The organism is Rhodococcus sp. NPDC057135, from assembly GCF_042670865.1.
Classification (GTDB): Bacteria; Actinomycetota; Actinomycetes; order Mycobacteriales; family Mycobacteriaceae; genus Rhodococcus_F.
This window is the reverse complement of record NZ_JBHUUU010000010.1, coordinates 1-15,864: the sequence shown is the minus strand read 5'-3', so window position 1 is coordinate 15,864 and position 15,864 is coordinate 1. Positions and strand designations below refer to the sequence as shown.

The window sequence follows — 15,864 nt, the reverse complement described above, 5'->3', positions numbered from 1 at the left end:
GCGCCTTTCGAAGATCAGGGTACGAGCACTGCGCGTCCGGTGACCTTGCCGTGTTCGAGACGATCGAGTGCGTCGCGGGCATCAGCGAGGTCGAAGCGGGCTACTTCTACGGTTACCAGACCGGCCTGCGCCAGGGCGATGGAATCGACGAGGTCGTTTCTGGTGCCGCCATAGGACTTCCGGATCGATGCGCCCCACGGCCAGCCTGGTCCGCCGGCAGCTTCGGCGGTGATTCCGGGGTTTCCGCCTCCGAGGCCCACCATGCGATACGCGCCGTTCGGTGCAACCGCTTGAACCGACATCTGTGCAGTTGCATCGACACCGACGAAGTCGAAGATGACTTCTGCGCCTCTGGCCGATGTGAGGTCGAGGATCTGCCGCGCGGTGTCCGGTCGCGATTCGAGTGTGATGTCTGCGCCGCAGCGTTTGGCAAGATCGAGTTGATCCTGTCCGACGTCGACAGCGATGATGCGCACGGCACTGATTGCCCGAAGTATCTGTACTGCAACGTGACCGAGCCCACCGACGCCGATTACCACGGCGGTGGCACCGGGCTGAAGATGTTCGCGGGCGCCGCGAATGGCGTGGTAGCTCGTCAGCGCCGCATCGGCGAGTGGTGCGGCCTGCAGGAAGTCGAGGTCTCCGATGGGCACGAAGGAGCGAGCCGGAATCTTGACGTACTCGGCCATGCCGCCCTCAGGGCCGAGCCCGGGGCAGGGCGGCATTGCAGTGCGTCCGGCGGCGAGGCACATGTTCTCGTTGCCGCTCATACATTCTCGGCACTGTCCGCACGACCAACACAGGTAGACAACGCCGCGTTCCCCAGTGGAACGGCCGTCGACGGCACTGCCGACGGCTTCGATGGTGCCGGCGATCTCGTGGCCGATGGTCAGTGGTTCTTCGCGCATCTTGTACGGAAAGTGCAGGAGATGGAGATCGGAGTGGCAGATTCCCGCTGCGCCAACCCGAATCAGTAGTTCCGACGGACCGATCTCCGGGACCGGCACGTCGTTGATTTCCAGGAGCCCGGGCCCCATGAGCTGAGCTGCCTTCATGAACTGACCTCGCTGACCTCGGAGTTGTATGCGGCGCTCAGGTAAGCGTTGCTGCGGTCGGATCCGATCAGACCTGGTGCCATCTTGTTCATGACGTAGGCGAAGGTCATGCGTCGGTCCAGATCGTTGACCAGCATCGAGCCGCCGATACCTGCCCACCAGCAGGCGCGTCCGTCGGGAATCAGTGGTGCGGTAACCGGATGTGGTAATCCGTAGCCGACGCCGAACTTGAGTGGAGTCATGATCCCGAGATCGATACCGTCGGCTTGGATCTCGAAGATCAGGTCGATGGTGCTCTGCGAGAGCAGCTTCTGGCCGTCGAGCACACCACCGCACGAGATCAAAGATTGGACCCTGGCGATAGAACGTGCGTTGCCGTGGCCGTTGACTGCGCCGATCTCGGCTTCCCGCCAGGGCGCAGTGTTGACCTCGGGGTAGTCGAGCAGTGGGCAGGTCAGGGTCTTGATGAAGATGCTGTCCTGGTCGAGCGTGGACAGGTCGAATTCCAATGCGGGCGGCGGAACCAGAGTCGCGATTCGACCGAAATGCTCTGCTGACGTGCCGATGTGGAAGTCAGCGCCCAGTGGACCGGCAAGCTCTTCGGCAAAGAACCTGCCGAGAGTCCGCCCGTCGATCCGACGAATGACCTCGCCGACGAGATGGCCGTAGTTGATCGCGTGATAGCCCGACGCCGTACCTGGGGTCCACCACGGTGGCTGGGTGGCGAGGCGGGCGGTGGACGCCTCCAGGTCGTAGATGTCCTTCAGTTCGATCGGGCGCTCCCAACCGGAAACCCCGGACGTGTGTGAGAGCAGGTGGCGAACTTCGATGTCTTCCTTGCCGTTTGCCGCAAATTCGGGCCAGTAGTGAGCAACCTTCTGGTACACGTCCAGTTGGCCACGTTCGACCAGGAGGAGTGCGCACAGTGCCGTCATCGTTTTGGTGATGGAGAAGGTGTTGACGATGGTGTCGCTGCCCCAAGGAGTGGTGCGAGTTTCGTCGGCGTATCCACCCCAGAGGTCCACGACGGGTTCTCCGTCGACGGTGATGGCGATGGAGCCGCCGAGTTCCTCGCCGGATTCGAGTTGAGCCTCGAAGGCCGTGCGGACGGCTTCGAACTCGTTGTCGCAGTAGCCGTTCACCAGACTCATGCGCGATCCGCCTTCTCGAGTTCGTGTGCGGCTGCACGCGCCGCAACAGGTAGCTTGTTTCCCGAGCCGTCGGCACGCTTGGTGCCCTTGGCGATTTCCTTGTTCATGTTGCGAACGTAGGGATCGAACTCGAGCTGGATGGTGTGCCGCGGCGACTTGTAATAGGGGGCGAGGAAGTACGCCTCGTCGGCCTTGGTGATCTCCTGCATCTCGTTCGCAGACGGCAGTTGGTATTTACCGGTCAGGTAGGCCGCGACGAGCTTGCTCTGCTGCTCGGCGAAGTTGACGAGTGTCGGCATGGGCTGCGCCAGTCCCATGAAGAAGAGGTTGTCGATGCCGGGCTTCATCATTCGCTTGAACAGTGGGAATCGGTTGTCTCTGTCCGGCAGCAGATTCGGATCACTGAAGAAGGGGAAGCTGATGTTGTAGCCGGTGGCGCAGATGACCACGTCGACGTCCTCGGCGGTGCCGTCCGCGAAGTGCACCTGCTTTCCGTCGAGTTTGGTAATGGCAGGCTTGAAGGTTATGTCGCCGGACCCGGCGCGTCCGAGGAACTCGCCGCTGGCCGACGGGTGGGCTTCGAAGGGGCGGTGGTCGGGCTTGGGTAGACCGTAGCCTTCCATCGTTCCCAGATTCTTGCCGAGGAATCGACGGCTCAGGAAAAGTCGTAGACCACGCGGCATCCAGGGCGGGGTGATCAGTTTGTCGCCGGGCACTCCGCCCAGATATTTCGGCAGTACCCAGACTCCACGGCGAGCCGACACGATGAGCTTGTCGGCGAGGTATCTCTGACCCAATTCGGAGGCAATATCCAAGCCGGAGTTGCCCATTCCGACCACGACTACCTTCTTGCCGCGCATGTCGACCGGGTCGAAAGGGTCGTTGTAACTGTGGCTGTGCATGAGGACCCCGTCGAACTCACCGGGATAGTCCGGGATGTTGGGATCCCAATGATGTCCGTTGCAGACCATCAGGACGTCGTAGGTGCGGACTTCGCCGTCGGAGCGCGTGATGGTCCACAGTCCGTCTGTATCACGTTCTGCCGCAACAACACTGGTATTGAAGATGATCGACTCACGCAGGCCGAAGTGTTCGACGTAGTCCTTGAAGTACTGGAAGAGTTCGGAGTGGTGAGGGAAGTCGGGAAGATCGGCAGAGACCGGGAAGTCCTCGAATGCCAAGCGCCACTTCGACGTGTCGATGTGCAGGCTCTGGTAGCAGGCCGACATCCCGTTGGGATTCTTGTAGTACCAGTTTCCGCCGACCTCGTCGGACGCTTCGTAGCAGTCGAAGGGTATTCCGAATTCCTTCATTCGCTTGGCCGTCGTGATTCCGGTGGGCCCGGCGCCGATGATGCACACACTCGGCAAGGGGGAGGGGCTCATTCGCCATCGCTTTCTGTTCTGTCTCGGGCGTGCGAGCAGAGGAATCGAAGCCCGAGAAGTGACTTGAGTCATAGTGCGCCATTCGCTGACGTTGTGTCAATGAATGACGCAATGTTTTTTGATGACGGCAAGTCGGTGATTTGCCAGGAGGTCGAAATGCGAGCAAGGTGGGCGACGTGAGCACGACTACGGACGGCCCGAAGAACAGGCGGGGAACACTTCGCGACGAGCAGAAACGCGCGACGCGGGCCAAACTCGTGGACGCCGCACGCACGTTGTTCGAGGAACGGGGATACGCGGCCGTGACGGTCGATGACATCGCCTCGGTCGTCGGATGCAGTCGAGCCACGTTTTACGTGCATTTCGCCAGCAAGGTGGAGATGCTCAAAACGATCGGCGCGGCCGGGATGGCGGCGAGTGCGTTCGCTTTCTACATCGATCTCGATCGGGTCCTCGACACGAACTCTCGCGTGGAATTCACGGCTTGGCTGCAGCGTGCCTTCGACTGGTTCGACGAGAACAAGCGCCTGCTGCCGGCTTGGGACGAGGCCGTGGCACTCGAACCGGAGTTCCGCGAGACTGCGCGAGACGGTATGACCCAACTACCGAATGCCATGCCCAAGTACCTGGGTCGGTGGCCGGCGGAACAGCACGACGAGGCGAGGTTGCGCGTCGAACTGCTCGTTAGTCAGTTGGAGCGATTCTTCACACGCTGGGCCGTGCAGGGGACGATCGACGTGACCCGGGTTCAGGCCGCCGAGGTTCTGGCCGACATTTGGTTCCCGGCTCTGTCGCCGGAATCGAAGGGCGTCGACGAGCGGTAGAGGCTAGTTCGGATCGATCTCCATACTGAGCGCGCCGGTGAGCAGTTCTCGGGCTCGTTCGATGGGGATCGAGCCGCTCAGCCAGCGTTCACTCAGACCCTCGACCAGGGCGGTGAGTCGTTCGGCGGCGTCGGCCGGGCTTGCCTTCGGATCGGCGAGCCCGGCGTCCTGCGCTTGGCGGATCAAAGATTCGACGTCGTCGGCCCACTCTTGCGTCGTGGTGCGTAGCGGTTCGCGCAGCTCGTCGGCGAAGACTGCGCTTGCTCGGAGTTCACCCCAGGCGATGCTGTTCTCCCGAATCTTCGGGGCATTCTGAAACTCCAGCAGGAGCATCTGCTCGAGCTGCGCACGAGGGTCTGTCTCCGTGAAGGCGCTTTCGGTGTACAGCGCGGCGCGATCGTTGATGTGATCGAGGGCCCGGCGCAGCACACCTGCGCGATTCTGGAAGTGGTAGTAGATGAGTGCCGTCGACACTCCGGCCTCGGCAGCGAGCGTCTCCACCCTCAGTCCGCGTACGCCGTGTTGGGCAATGACGCGGACTGCTGCTTCCAAGATTTGCGTTTGACGGTTCGACACGAGTCCGAATTCTACGAGGGCGGTCGGGACGGGTTTCTAGTCCGCGGGTTCCTGCTGGGTGGTGCAGTGAATGCCGCCACCACCGGCGGCGATGGCGTCGATGTTGATCTGCACGACGCGGCGGTCGGGGAAGAGGCGCTCCAATTCACTTCTGGCGGCCTGGTCGGCCTCGGGGTCACCGAACTCGGGTGCGATGACCGCCCCGTTGCACACGTAGAAGTTGATGTATCCGGCTGCGAAATCATCCGATTCGAAGTCGGGCCTGATCGCGACCGGCGCCTCGAGGACAACCACTTCCAGCTTCCGCCCCTGTGCGTCGGTCGCGTTCTGGAGAATCTCGAGGTGACGTGCGGTCACGTCGTGGTCGAACGACTCCGGGTCTGTGTCGAGGCCTGCGACCACGACACCTGGACGTGCGAAACGGGCATAGAAGTCCGTGTGGCCGTCCGTGATGTCCTTGCCGGCGATTCCCGGTAGCCAGATGATCTTGTCGAGACCGAGCAGAGGACCGAGTTCGGCTTCGACGTCCGACTTCGACCATCCCGGGTTGCGGTTGTTGTTGAGTACACAGCTTTCGGTGATGATGGCTGTGCCTTCGCCGTCGACCTCGATGCCGCCGCCTTCGAGGATCAGGTCGGTAGGCAATGATTCGACTCCCGCACGGGCGGCAACGAAGGCTGCGACCTGGCCGTCCTGATCAAAATCCTGCTTTTCGCCCCAGCCGTTGAAGTTGAAATCGATACCCGCTTTGGTGCCGTTGCCTTTCACGAATACGGGGCCGGTATCGCGCATCCAGAGGTCGTCGAGAGGCGCGGTGATCAGTTCGACGGATGGGCCGACGAGGGTGCGAGCCAAGTCCAGTTCCTCGGAACGAACAAGCATCGAGACGGGCTCGAACTGCGCGATAGTCTGCGCGATCGTCGCGAGGTTGCGCTGGACCTCGGGCAGGAGAGCCGCTCCCCAGATCGCTTCACTGGCGCCGAATGCCATCCAGGTGCGCTTGTGCGGATCGCCCTCTTCCGGCATCGCCCACTCGCGTGGATCGTCGACGCCATTGCTCCCGCCCGAGGCGGAATCGGAATCGCTGCAACCTGCCAAAAAGAGGCCACTGAGCGCAGCTGCGCCTGCCTGAATGAACCGACGTCTGTGCATTGCGGTGACTCCTTCTGCTCTTCGCGTGCTCGCTTGGTCTTCGAGGAATCTGTTCATCGCGCGCGAGCGGGGCAACATCCAGCTACTGTTCGATCGCGCCAGATTTCACCGGCGCCGACTTACTTGCACAGAGAATAGCTCCTGACTGAAAATTTAGTCAAGAAAGTAGTGATCATGAACGACGACATTCGGGATACCCGTCAGCCGATGGTGACTTCGCTCGGCATCATCTTGGGGTTCTTGCTGAACTTTTTGGCTCAGTGGGCAATTCGCGACGACGGCAAAGCGCCGGTGGAAACCACGACGGACTGGGTCATCGTGGTCACACTGTTCACAGCCGTCGCTCTGATGCTCGTAGTTCTCTTCCGGACTCTGAGTAGTTCGTACGAAGTGGAGCAGGCTCGCGAGAGGTACCGCGGCATTCTGCGTCTCTACTTGTTTGCCATCTCGCTGGTTTTTGCCGGAATGGCTGCCGCATTGTTCGTGTAGTGGCGCCTGTCGGAATTACTCCGACGAAGGTCACGAGTCGATGAGTCCTTCGGTCGCGCCTCGCCACCCACGGCGCTGGTAGTCCCGCGGCGACATACCGTGGGTAGCGACGAAGACCTTGGTGAAGCCGGAGGCGTGCGCGTAGCCGAGCCGGCGGGCAGTCTCTCCGGCCGAAAGGCCCTCCTCGAGATGAGCGCGGGCAAGGGTCATGCGCAACTGAGCGCGCCAGTGCGGGTAGCTCTGGCCGGTGGTCGCTACGAAGCGTTTGTGGAGCATGTTCTTGTCGACGCCGAGTTGAGCGCTCCAGTCCGACAGCGTGCGCGAATCTTTGGGGTCCCCTCGGAGCGCGGCAAGCATCCGCTCGATTGGATCGGTCTGACGGCCGGCGGATGGACGCACCGCCGCGACACTTCGGACCTGCCTCGCGATCTGCGCCGGATCGTGGATCTCGGGGCGTAGGTGGGTGTAATTCGCGACCACCGTGTGCAACAGATACGCCTCCGCTTCGCGAGCGAAGTGCAGCACTCGTGGCGGCGGTGCGGTGACGGGAGAGGCGCCCGGCTGGGATCCGAGCGGAAGTAACAGTGAACCCTCCCCGATCTCGACGCTGTTGCGTACTCCCGCGGGGAGCCACATCGCGTCGCCCCGCCGCAGGTTCCAGGTTCGGTCGCCGAAAGTGACCCGGGCGGAACCTCGGTAGATCCAGATGACGACGTGAAAGTCGTTGACCCTTGCCCACGTTCCGGTTGCGGGGATCGTCGGGGGTGCCGGTGCAGAGTCCGACTGGGCGCCTTCCTCCGACAACAGTGCGACGCCTTGTGCCAGAGTCTCGTTCTCCTGGATCGGCGTCGGGCGACGGTGGGCCCGCGCGTAGTCGCTGGGTGTCATGCCAGTGTGTTCACGGAAAGCTCGGGTGAAGCCCGCGGGCGTCGCGAATCCCACCTGCATACCCGTCCAACCGATTTCGCGTCCGGCGTCCAGGTAAACGGTCGCCGCCGCGATCCGTGCTGTGGTGCGCCAGCGCACGAAAGGCAACCCCGTTTCCTCGGTGAACCTGCGCTGCAGAGTGCGGACCCCGATCTTGAGTCGCCGGGCGAACTGGGCAAGGTCGGTGTCGTCGGCAGGCGTTCGTAGAAGCGTGCGAGCGATCTCGAGGGCCTCGGCCGAGCGTGGCAACTTCGGTGGAGCGTATGACACCGAAGCGTCGGCGTCGTGGGAACGGGCTCCCGCGACAAGCTCGAGTAGGCCGGCTCCCACAGCCGTCCCACCGCGCAGAAATCCCAAGTTGTGCGCGAACTGGTGGACGAGCCAGTCCTGCCAGGCTGCCGGGATCTCGAAGTCGATGATCCGGTTCAACGTGGGCGGCAGGTCGGCAGCGGGCATCGGAATGGGAAACGCGACCGCTCCCGGGTCGACTTGGATGCTGTATGCGATTCCCGCCGGTACCCACACTGCCGCCCCCACGGTCAGGCTGCGGACGCGGTCGCCGATCTGTAGTTCCGCGCGTCCGGTGCGGACCCAGAACAGCAGCGGTTCACGTTCATTCGCGATCGAGGCGAGTCGAGCAGCGGGGATCTCGGGTACTTCGCCCGCGGAGAACACCAACCGTGGTCCCACGATGCCCTCCTGATGTAGATGCCTTCTCGCGTAGGCGGCCGATGAGTGTAAGAAGTCGGCACGCACGGATAACCGTAGCCGATTAGGGCAGGCTAGCTTTATTTATTGGCCCTCCCACCGTGTTCGAACGTGGGCCGAACCCCCGTCTGTGCGCTTCCGAGGAGTCTTTCCGTGCCCCGAAACACCCGTCCGACAACGGCGTATCCCGTTACCTTGCGCGAACTCGAGGTACGTCGCGTGACAGACGTGACGCCGGGAATGCGGAGAGTGACGCTCACCGGAGCGCAGCTCGACTCCTTCACCAACGCGGACGGTCACGTCGAGCCGGCCTTCGCCAGCACAGGCTTCGACGACGACATCCGATTGTTGTTCGCCTACCCTGGCGAAACCGATCCGGTCCTGCCGGTGATAGTCGACGGCAGTGTGACCTTCGCAGCGGGACGCCGTCCACTCGCCCGCGCGTACACCGTGCGGCGCTACGACCCGCGAACAAGGGAACTCGACGTCGATTTTGTCGTTCACGGCGGTGGAGTGGCTACCACCTGGGCGCGCGACGCCAGCCCGGGCGGCCGGATACATATCGCGGGTCCCTCGGTATCACAAGGACTTCCGCATGATTACGAGCATCTGTTGGTCGTCGGTGACGAGACGGCGCTGCCTGCGATCGCACGTCTGCTCGAGGAATTGCCCGCCGACGCCAGGGGGCAGGTGTTCGTCGAAATTGCGGACCCGGCTCACATTCAATCGGTGCGCGAGTTGCCCGGGGTGAGCATCACGTGGTTGCCACGCGAGGAGGCCGAGCCCGGCACTACTTCTTTGTTGCTCGATGCGGTCCGTGCTGCCGAATGGTCTGGCGGACGCGTATTCGCTTGGCTTGCCGGAGAACAGGCGACGGTTCGATCGCTCCGTCGATACCTCATCCGTGATCGGGGGATCGCGAAGACCGACATCGACTTCACCGGCTATTGGAAGCGCGGCGACACCGTGCGCGCAGATTCCTGACCTGGATCCATCACTCGGTAACACCCAAGGCGCTCAATAACACCCAAGGCGCTCAATAACACCCAAGGCGCTCAATAACACCGAAAGCGCTCAATAACACCGAAAGGCAGAAATGACAGTCCTGCGCACCAGACGATCACGGATCACCGGACTGATCGGGACCGCGCTCGTCGCAGCGCTACTCGTAGCCGGGTGCTCGGCCTCGGCCGAAGACTCGAAAACGGCATCCTCTCCCAGTTCGGGGGGGAGTGCCCTTCCTGCGGCGGAAGGAACGACCACCTACCCGCTCACCTTGGAATCGCCCTACGGTACAAGCATTCTCGAGAAGCGGCCGGAGCGGATCGCCGCCATCGTGCCCAACGCCGTCGACACGGAAATGCTCCTCGCCCTCGGGGTCAAACCCGTCCTCTCTTCGTCGATGGTCAAGGAGTCGGCTTCCAAGTCGTACTTGGTGCCTTACGACGCAGAGGAACTCGACACCTTCGAGTTCGCGATGGGCGGCACACTTCCCGTCGAAGCGATCGCCGCGAGCGAACCTGACCTCATCGTCGCCGTCGGCTGGGCCGACGGCCTGGGCGGTTTGTCGATGGGCGATTACTACGAACGTTTGTCCTCCATCGCACCGGTGGTGACGAGCCCCGACACGAAGTCACGGATGCTGGTTCCGTGGAAGGAGTCGATCCGCGTACTAGGCGAGACACTCGACCTCTCGAAGGCTGCCGAAAAGATCGTGACCGACCACGATCAGTATTTTGCGAAGGTGCGTCAGGAGAACCCCAAACTTACGGGCCTCAACGGAACGTGGGCGATCTTCTACGGCACCGGCAATGGGCTGCAATATCTTTCAGCTCCTGGTTCAGCTCCGGCAGTCTTCTTGGGTGAGCTCGGTTTCGCCGAGAACCCGCGCGCAAGAGAGTTCGTCACCCAGAGCACTGTCGGCGAGGAACTTCTCGAGAACATCGATGCGGACTTCCTGCTGATCGGCCGCAGCGCCGCCGGCAGCGAGGAAGATTTCGACAAGCTGACCGGCGGGAAGCTATTCCAAGCACTTGGAGCTGTGTCCTCCGGGCACTGGGTTGGCCTGCCTCCTCGCACCGCCGACGGCGGGGATGTTCTGTGGGCAATCACGAGCGGTGGCCCGATCGGAACGATGTGGGCGGCTGAACATATCGTGCCGCTCATCAGCGCGAAGCTGTAGGCACACAACTGCAGAACGGAAAGCACTCACCCGTCGCCACATGATTATGTGGCGACGGGTTTGTCCGTACAGCAGATGTCCCGGGTTTTTTTTCGGGGTGCCTATGGGACGAAGAAGGTCGCGAAACCCGGGGTGATCGGTCCGGCGGCAGGCAATATGGCGACGGCAACTTGCCCGGCTCCAGTCTGCAGGGTTGCCTCCCCCGGGGTTCCTTGGTTGTCGCCCGAAAGCCGACCGGTGCCGGACGTCCCTGTCGAGAGGTTCATCCAGCGCACTTCGGTCGAAAGCATGCAACCCCACCGCTCGTCTTTGGCGCCCGTGATCGTCACCGTGCCAGGTTGTTCGCCGACTACCGCCACACAGTGGACAGGTGGTGCGTCGAAGCTGCCGTTTGGGTTCCCGAACGGTGCCGGGTTGATTTGGAACGGAACGGTCACCGCAGCGGAGGCAATGGCTGCGGGCGCGAGAACCGAAACGGCCACTATGGATACGCAGGCAGATAGGCGGCGTACGAAATTCATCACGGTAACCTCCGGTAATCGAAGACGGTGTGGTGCCCATGCTCTACCCGGAGTGCAATTACCGCAAGGGGATCCAGTTTTCGAGTCGGTGGAGTTCGTGAATCCCTGAATTGATCGCTATTTGTAGAAGCGTTGTCCTACAACGTGTATCGGCATATGAACTTTACATTCGGCGATGAATTGCCATATCGCAGTGGGCTCCACCGAAAGTACTAACTTTTCATCCATCGTCCAACCGACTTGTGGCGGAGCAAAGCCCGGTTTGCGAGGTAAGCGAAGGATTTCTGTGGGCACGACAATTGATATGAATCTTGTACTCGTTCTGCTCGAAGTTCAACGAGCGCAGACATTTTCGCGATCCCGTCATCGTACATACATGGGTGTAGATGCGACTTCGGCCGCCATGTCAGGTGGGGTGATCGATCATCGAACTGTCGAATATTTGCGACAGCAATGGATTTCATTGGATGGGATGTTCGAGATTGAGTATCGTTTCACAAACCAAGCAAACGCTTGATCGCTAGAGTGTGGACATCGAAAGCCCGACAAAAGCTCGATTCGGAGGAGTTCGTATGGTTGCACCCCAGGCCTATGTCGTCGATGCGCTCCGCACTCCCGTGGGTAAACGGCACGGCTCGCTCGCAGGAGAGCACCCAGCGGACATGGGGGCCCACGTAATCACATCGATTCTCGACCGTACCAAACTGGACCCGATGGCCGTCGATGATGTGATCTTCGGTTGTGTCGACGCGATCGGGCCGCAATCGGGCAACATCGCCCGCACTGCCTGGCTTTCAGCAGGCCTACCGCTGGACATCCCAGGAACGACAGTCGACCGACAATGCGGATCCTCGCAGCAAGCCATCCATTTCGCAGCGCAGGCGGTCATGAGCGGGACCCAAGACGTGGTGCTTGTCGGCGGCGTGCAGAACATGTCCGCGATTCCTATCTCTGCGGCGATGCGTGCCGGCAATGAATACGGATTCGACACGCCCTTCAGTAAGTCCCGGGGGTGGGCTGCACGATTCGGCGAGGCTGAAATCTCACAGTTTGTCGGCGCCGACCTCATTGCCAAGAAATGGGGCATCAGCCGTGAAGACATGGAGGAATGGGCACTGCAATCGCATCAGCGTGCCCGTGCTGCCATCGCAGCGGGTCGATTCGATCGTGAGACAGTGCCATTGGGGCGTTGCGTCGTTGACGAATGCCCAAGAGAGACATCTATGGAGCAGATGGCTGCATTGCCCGCGCTGAGGGAAGGCTCGTTGCTGACGGCCGCCGTGGCCTCGCAGATCTGTGACGGCGCATCAGCCGCCCTGATCGTCTCCGAGAAGGCGCTCGATGTTCATGGATTGAAGCCGCGAGCGCGTATTCATCATATGAGTGTGCGCGGCGACGATCCGATGCTGCAACTCTCGGCACCGATACCCGCGACGAAGTATGCACTGGCGAAATCCGGCATGGCGATCGGCCAGATGGATACCGTGGAAATGAACGAGGCATTCGCTTCGGTGGTTCTGAGCTGGTTGATCGAGACGGGTGCAGATCCCTCCCGGGTCAATCCCAACGGTGGTGGAATCGCATTGGGTCACCCGCTTGGGGCGACTGGCACCAAGTTGTTCGCCACGATGTTGCACGAGTTGGACCGCATTGATGGACGGTATGGACTCCAAACCATGTGTGAGGGTGGCGGGACCGCGAACGTCACTATCATCGAGCGACTTAGCTGAGCTCGAGAAACTGGGCGGCATGGGAGCCGCTCTGTTGTAGCGCTTTGTCGGGTGCAACGCGCCCAACAGGGGTGCCGAGACGCGGTGTGCGACGATCCGAGTGTGGGAGAACAGGCGGATCGTCTTGCTCGTGGTGAGTGGTATCTCGATGATGACGAGCTGAGGCAGCGGCGGCTGGAGTGTTGGCGTCGACTCGACTCGTTCAATGGGGCTTCGGCGGACGACGATGCTGTCCGCTCGCAGGCTCTCGCCAACCTTTTTGGTGAGGTAGGTGAGGGAGCATCGGTGGTGCCGCGGTTCCAATGCAGCTACGGATACAACATTCGGCTTGGAGCCAACGCATTCGTCAACGCGAACGGGTTCTTCATGGATGATGCGCTGATCACGATCGGCGCGGACGTGAGGATCGGGCCTGGAGCCCAACTGATGACAGCGTTGCACCCTGTCGATGATCATCACCGGCGTCGCGAGGGGTGGGAGCGAGCCGCTCCGATCGTCATTGGTGAGAACACGTGGCTTGGTGCCTCCGTCACCGTCGGTGCGGGAGTCTCGATCGGTCAGAACGCTGTTATCGGAGCCGGAAGTGTGGTGCTGCACGACATTCCTGATCACGTCGTTGCTGCTGGATCACCTGCAATGGTTATCCGTCGTACACCTGCCGAAGTAGAGGGACTGCAACGCGAGCACTAGGGCAGGCGATGTCAGAGGGTGATCGTGCGGGTGGGCTCCCAGATGGCAGGGTCACGGTGGGTGACGACGAAGACCGTTGCCGCCGATTCCCGCACAGCGTGGGCGATGCGGCGTTCGGTGCCCTCGTCGAGAGCCGAGGTCGCCTCGTCGAGCACCAGGACGGGAGCGTCTTTGAGGAAGGCGCGAGCGATCGCCACCCGCTGACGTTCGCCGCCGGAGAGAGCGGCACCCTGGTGCCCGATGTCCTGATGGATTCCAAGCGTCGAGCGATCGAGAACGGCACTGAGGGCAGCACGCCTGGCGGCGTCCTCGATCTCGGTTTCGGAAGCGCCTGGTCTTCCGAGTCCGATGTTCTCCCCGAGAGTGCCCGAGAACACGATTGGATCCTGCGGCACGTAGCCGATGTGCGCCGCCAGGTCGTCGTAAGGCAAGTTGCGCAACGAAACTCCGCCGAGAGTGACGCTTCCTTGGTCCGGGTCGTCGAAGCGCATGAGCAGCCCGAGAAGTGTGCTCTTCCCCGTACCGGAGCGCCCTGCGACGAGAACACGCTCACCAGCGGGGATCTCCGCGTTGATGCCATGCAGAACCGGAGCGTGGTCCACCCCGACGACCTTGATGTCCGTTCCAACAGGGCGCGCGGCGTCCTGGGGTGCGGGCTCAGGCAGTGCTGGAGCCGAGGTCGCGGCGCGGTAGTCGTGAACCGTTGCGCGCAGTTCGTTGACTCCGATTCCGGCCAGGGCGAGTTCGTCGAGCGGCGCAGCGGCGCGAGCGGTGAGGATGACGAGGGCGAGAGCGGCTGCGGGCTCGTCGAATCCGGTGGCGGCGAGGAAAATCACTGCGCCTGCCAGCGGCACGATGGTGGCGATCGCCGAGATGAATGTCGCTGGTGCCGCGGCGAGGTTTGTCCGTGCAAGTGCAGTTTCCTGATCCCGCCAGCTTCGCTCGATACGATCGACGGAGCGTGTGGGACCGGCTGCCGTACGCAGTAATTCGAGATGGTCGGTGAGCTCGAGTGTCGACTGCGTTGCTGCGAGTTCGGCTTCGTGTCGGCGCTCGTCCGCTCGGCTGAGCGCACGTTGGGCCAGCGTCTGAGCGGCGAGCGACACGGCGAGCAGTCCGCCGACGAGCAGCATGACGCCTGGCCCCGCGACGACCGCGATCCCAGGAAGCAGGAGCAGCGGGATCAGTGGTGCAACGAGGAAGGTCTGAAGTTGGTGCGCGGGAACGCTCATCAGTGACGGGATCCCGCGGCCGGCGACGGTGGCGAGCAGTGCCCGGTTGTCGTCGGTGAACCAGGACAGCTTCGCGCGGGCGAACGCGCCACCGAGGGCGTCGTAGAGATCGCCGACGAGTCGAGCCCCGGTGAAGTACCCTGCCCGCGAGACGAGCACGGTCACGAAGAGAGCGATCGCGGCGGTGGCCAGGACGAGAACCGGTGACCGGTGATCGGCGATCGAGAGCGCGAGGGTGGTGTACGCGATCGCTTCGAGGACGGCAACGGACACCCATCCGGATCCGATGGTGATCAAGCGTCGACGGGCCGCATTGGCGCTGTTCATTATTCGGCTCCAGTCAGGGCTGCATTGTGCGAGGTGGCATCGTGCACATTTCGACCGCCGAGGTCGAGTCGATCGTCGGCATCGTCTGCGAGAGCGGGGTCGTGGGTGACGATCACGATCGTCTTTCCTTCGTCATGTGCGAGGTGTCGCAATTCCTTCAGCAGTTCGGCGGCCGTGCGATCGTCGAGTGCACTGGTCGGCTCGTCGAGCAGCAGTACTGTTGCGGGCGAGAGGAATACCCGAGCAAGCCCGACGCGCTGACGTTCTCCTCCGGAGAGTGAAGTGGCGTCGGCATCGAGGCTGACGTCGATCTGTGCCCGGCCTAGTGCGGCGATGTATTCCGCGTCCGTTGCATCGGGGGCGGCCAATGCGATGTTCTCGCGCACGGTAGCCGGCAACACGTCTGCGCCCTGAGGCGTGAGCAGAACGGATCGAGGCCGCAGGTTCTCGTCGATCTCGGCGATGCTACGACCTGCGTAGCGGACGGTGCCTTGTTCCGGGACTTCGAAGTCGGCCAATGCTTTCAGGAGCGTCGACTTGCCCGCTCCACTCGGTCCCGTGATCGCAGTGATCGCGGCTGGGCGGAATGCATGCGTGACCTCGCCGATGACTCTGCGGTCCGCGATCGTGACAGCCAGGTTGACGATCTCCAGTCGATCGGAGGGGCTCGAGGCCGGAACGGTTGGCGCTTCACCGGCAGGGAGGGTGGGTTCGTCCAGGGCTGCTGCGAGTCGGACTGCAGCAGAGCGTCCCGCCGCGACGTAGTCGAGGCCGTGCCCGAGCCGCAGGGCCGGTGTCACGACTGCGAGGCTGAAGAGGGTGGTTGCGGCTAACGTCGTTGCATCCCAGCGGAATCCGACGGCATAGGCGATCGCGAACGTCGCCGTCGCCTGCATGAGGGAAACTGCGACGGCC

At 62.3% G+C, this 15,864-nt stretch carries 15 protein-coding genes; 6 read left to right on the top strand and 9 right to left on the bottom strand.

Going from position 1 to position 15,864, the window contains the following annotated elements:
* Positions 1-14: 14 nt before the first annotated feature.
* The 3 genes from ACFT1A_RS19335 to ACFT1A_RS19325 are packed head-to-tail and all read right to left on the bottom strand — an operon-like array spanning position 15 to position 3,591.
* Positions 15-1,055 (bottom strand): NAD(P)-dependent alcohol dehydrogenase, encoded by a 1,041-nt coding sequence (locus ACFT1A_RS19335; protein WP_378448294.1) that lies wholly within the window; start codon positions 1,053-1,055, stop codon positions 15-17.
* Positions 1,052-2,206, bottom strand: coding sequence for a serine hydrolase domain-containing protein (locus tag ACFT1A_RS19330; RefSeq protein ID WP_378448293.1), 1,155 nt, complete (start codon positions 2,204-2,206; stop codon positions 1,052-1,054). Before ACFT1A_RS19330 ends, ACFT1A_RS19335 begins: the two co-directional genes overlap by 4 nt.
* The gene (locus ACFT1A_RS19325) at positions 2,203-3,591 is read right to left on the bottom strand and encodes a flavin-containing monooxygenase (RefSeq protein WP_378448292.1); all 1,389 of its coding nucleotides are present in this window, start codon (positions 3,589-3,591) and stop codon (positions 2,203-2,205) included. Before ACFT1A_RS19325 ends, ACFT1A_RS19330 begins: the two co-directional genes overlap by 4 nt.
* Before the next feature lie 167 nt (positions 3,592-3,758).
* Here ACFT1A_RS19325 and ACFT1A_RS19320 point away from each other — a divergent pair, with 167 nt between their 5' ends.
* On the top strand, positions 3,759-4,415 hold the full coding sequence (locus ACFT1A_RS19320; protein WP_378448291.1) for a TetR/AcrR family transcriptional regulator: 657 nt from the start codon (positions 3,759-3,761) through the stop codon (positions 4,413-4,415).
* A 3-nt stretch (positions 4,416-4,418) separates the two neighbouring features.
* Here ACFT1A_RS19320 and ACFT1A_RS19315 read toward each other — a convergent pair whose 3' ends face one another.
* On the bottom strand, positions 4,419-4,991 hold the full coding sequence (locus tag ACFT1A_RS19315) for a TetR/AcrR family transcriptional regulator (RefSeq protein WP_378448290.1): 573 nt from the start codon (positions 4,989-4,991) through the stop codon (positions 4,419-4,421).
* 36 nt (positions 4,992-5,027) lie between these two features.
* Positions 5,028-6,143 carry an agmatine/peptidylarginine deiminase gene (locus ACFT1A_RS19310; protein WP_378448289.1) on the bottom strand — a complete coding sequence of 372 codons (1,116 nt, stop codon included), beginning with the start codon at positions 6,141-6,143 and terminating at the stop codon, positions 5,028-5,030.
* 174 nt (positions 6,144-6,317) lie between these two features.
* Here ACFT1A_RS19310 and ACFT1A_RS19305 point away from each other — a divergent pair, with 174 nt between their 5' ends.
* Positions 6,318-6,632, top strand: a complete 315-nt coding sequence (locus tag ACFT1A_RS19305; protein ID WP_378448288.1) for a hypothetical protein — start codon at positions 6,318-6,320, stop codon at positions 6,630-6,632.
* A gap of 30 nt (positions 6,633-6,662) precedes the next feature.
* Here the strand turns inward: ACFT1A_RS19305 and ACFT1A_RS19300 are convergent, their stop codons facing one another.
* Positions 6,663-8,249, bottom strand: a complete 1,587-nt coding sequence (locus ACFT1A_RS19300; RefSeq protein ID WP_378448287.1) for a helix-turn-helix domain-containing protein — start codon at positions 8,247-8,249, stop codon at positions 6,663-6,665.
* A 171-nt stretch (positions 8,250-8,420) separates the two neighbouring features.
* Here ACFT1A_RS19300 and ACFT1A_RS19295 point away from each other — a divergent pair, with 171 nt between their 5' ends.
* Together ACFT1A_RS19295 and ACFT1A_RS19290 are read left to right on the top strand one after the other, a co-directional pair.
* Positions 8,421-9,251 (top strand): siderophore-interacting protein, encoded by an 831-nt coding sequence (locus ACFT1A_RS19295; protein ID WP_378448286.1) that lies wholly within the window; start codon positions 8,421-8,423, stop codon positions 9,249-9,251.
* A gap of 112 nt (positions 9,252-9,363) precedes the next feature.
* The gene (locus ACFT1A_RS19290) at positions 9,364-10,449 is read left to right on the top strand and encodes an ABC transporter substrate-binding protein (RefSeq protein WP_378448285.1); all 1,086 of its coding nucleotides are present in this window, start codon (positions 9,364-9,366) and stop codon (positions 10,447-10,449) included.
* Between the two features lie 101 nt (positions 10,450-10,550).
* On the opposite strand, the gene ACFT1A_RS19285 is transcribed toward ACFT1A_RS19290, so the two are convergent.
* On the bottom strand, positions 10,551-10,970 hold the full coding sequence (locus tag ACFT1A_RS19285) for a hypothetical protein (RefSeq protein WP_378448284.1): 420 nt from the start codon (positions 10,968-10,970) through the stop codon (positions 10,551-10,553).
* A 572-nt stretch (positions 10,971-11,542) separates the two neighbouring features.
* On the opposite strand from ACFT1A_RS19285, the gene ACFT1A_RS19280 reads away from it, so the two are divergent.
* Together ACFT1A_RS19280 and ACFT1A_RS19275 are read left to right on the top strand one after the other, a co-directional pair.
* Positions 11,543-12,700, top strand: a complete 1,158-nt coding sequence (locus ACFT1A_RS19280) for an acetyl-CoA C-acetyltransferase (RefSeq protein WP_378448283.1) — start codon at positions 11,543-11,545, stop codon at positions 12,698-12,700.
* Between the two features lie 102 nt (positions 12,701-12,802).
* Positions 12,803-13,390, top strand: a complete 588-nt coding sequence (locus tag ACFT1A_RS19275; protein ID WP_378448282.1) for a sugar O-acetyltransferase — start codon at positions 12,803-12,805, stop codon at positions 13,388-13,390.
* An 11-nt stretch (positions 13,391-13,401) separates the two neighbouring features.
* Here the strand turns inward: ACFT1A_RS19275 and ACFT1A_RS19270 are convergent, their stop codons facing one another.
* Together ACFT1A_RS19270 and ACFT1A_RS19265 are read right to left on the bottom strand one after the other, a co-directional pair.
* Positions 13,402-14,949 (bottom strand): ATP-binding cassette domain-containing protein, encoded by a 1,548-nt coding sequence (locus ACFT1A_RS19270; RefSeq protein WP_378448281.1) that lies wholly within the window; start codon positions 14,947-14,949, stop codon positions 13,402-13,404.
* Positions 14,949-15,864, bottom strand: a 916-nt coding sequence (locus tag ACFT1A_RS19265; RefSeq protein ID WP_378448280.1) for an ATP-binding cassette domain-containing protein, incomplete at its 5' end; no start/stop codon positions are given. The genes ACFT1A_RS19265 and ACFT1A_RS19270, both read right to left, overlap by 1 nt.

Coding starts and splice junctions, on each gene's coding strand:
- ACFT1A_RS19335 (WP_378448294.1), bottom strand. CDS start 1,055: ATGAAGGCAGCTCAGCTCATGGGGCCCGGGCTCCTGGAAATCAACGAC.
- ACFT1A_RS19330 (WP_378448293.1), bottom strand. CDS start 2,206: ATGAGTCTGGTGAACGGCTACTGCGACAACGAGTTCGAAGCCGTCCGC.
- ACFT1A_RS19325 (WP_378448292.1), bottom strand. CDS start 3,591: ATGAGCCCCTCCCCCTTGCCGAGTGTGTGCATCATCGGCGCCGGGCCC.
- ACFT1A_RS19310 (WP_378448289.1), bottom strand. CDS start 6,143: ATGCACAGACGTCGGTTCATTCAGGCAGGCGCAGCTGCGCTCAGTGGC.
- ACFT1A_RS19305 (WP_378448288.1), top strand. CDS start 6,318: ATGAACGACGACATTCGGGATACCCGTCAGCCGATGGTGACTTCGCTC.
- ACFT1A_RS19290 (WP_378448285.1), top strand. CDS start 9,364: ATGACAGTCCTGCGCACCAGACGATCACGGATCACCGGACTGATCGGG.
- ACFT1A_RS19285 (WP_378448284.1), bottom strand. CDS start 10,970: ATGAATTTCGTACGCCGCCTATCTGCCTGCGTATCCATAGTGGCCGTT.
- ACFT1A_RS19280 (WP_378448283.1), top strand. CDS start 11,543: ATGGTTGCACCCCAGGCCTATGTCGTCGATGCGCTCCGCACTCCCGTG.
- ACFT1A_RS19270 (WP_378448281.1), bottom strand. CDS start 14,949: ATGAACAGCGCCAATGCGGCCCGTCGACGCTTGATCACCATCGGATCC.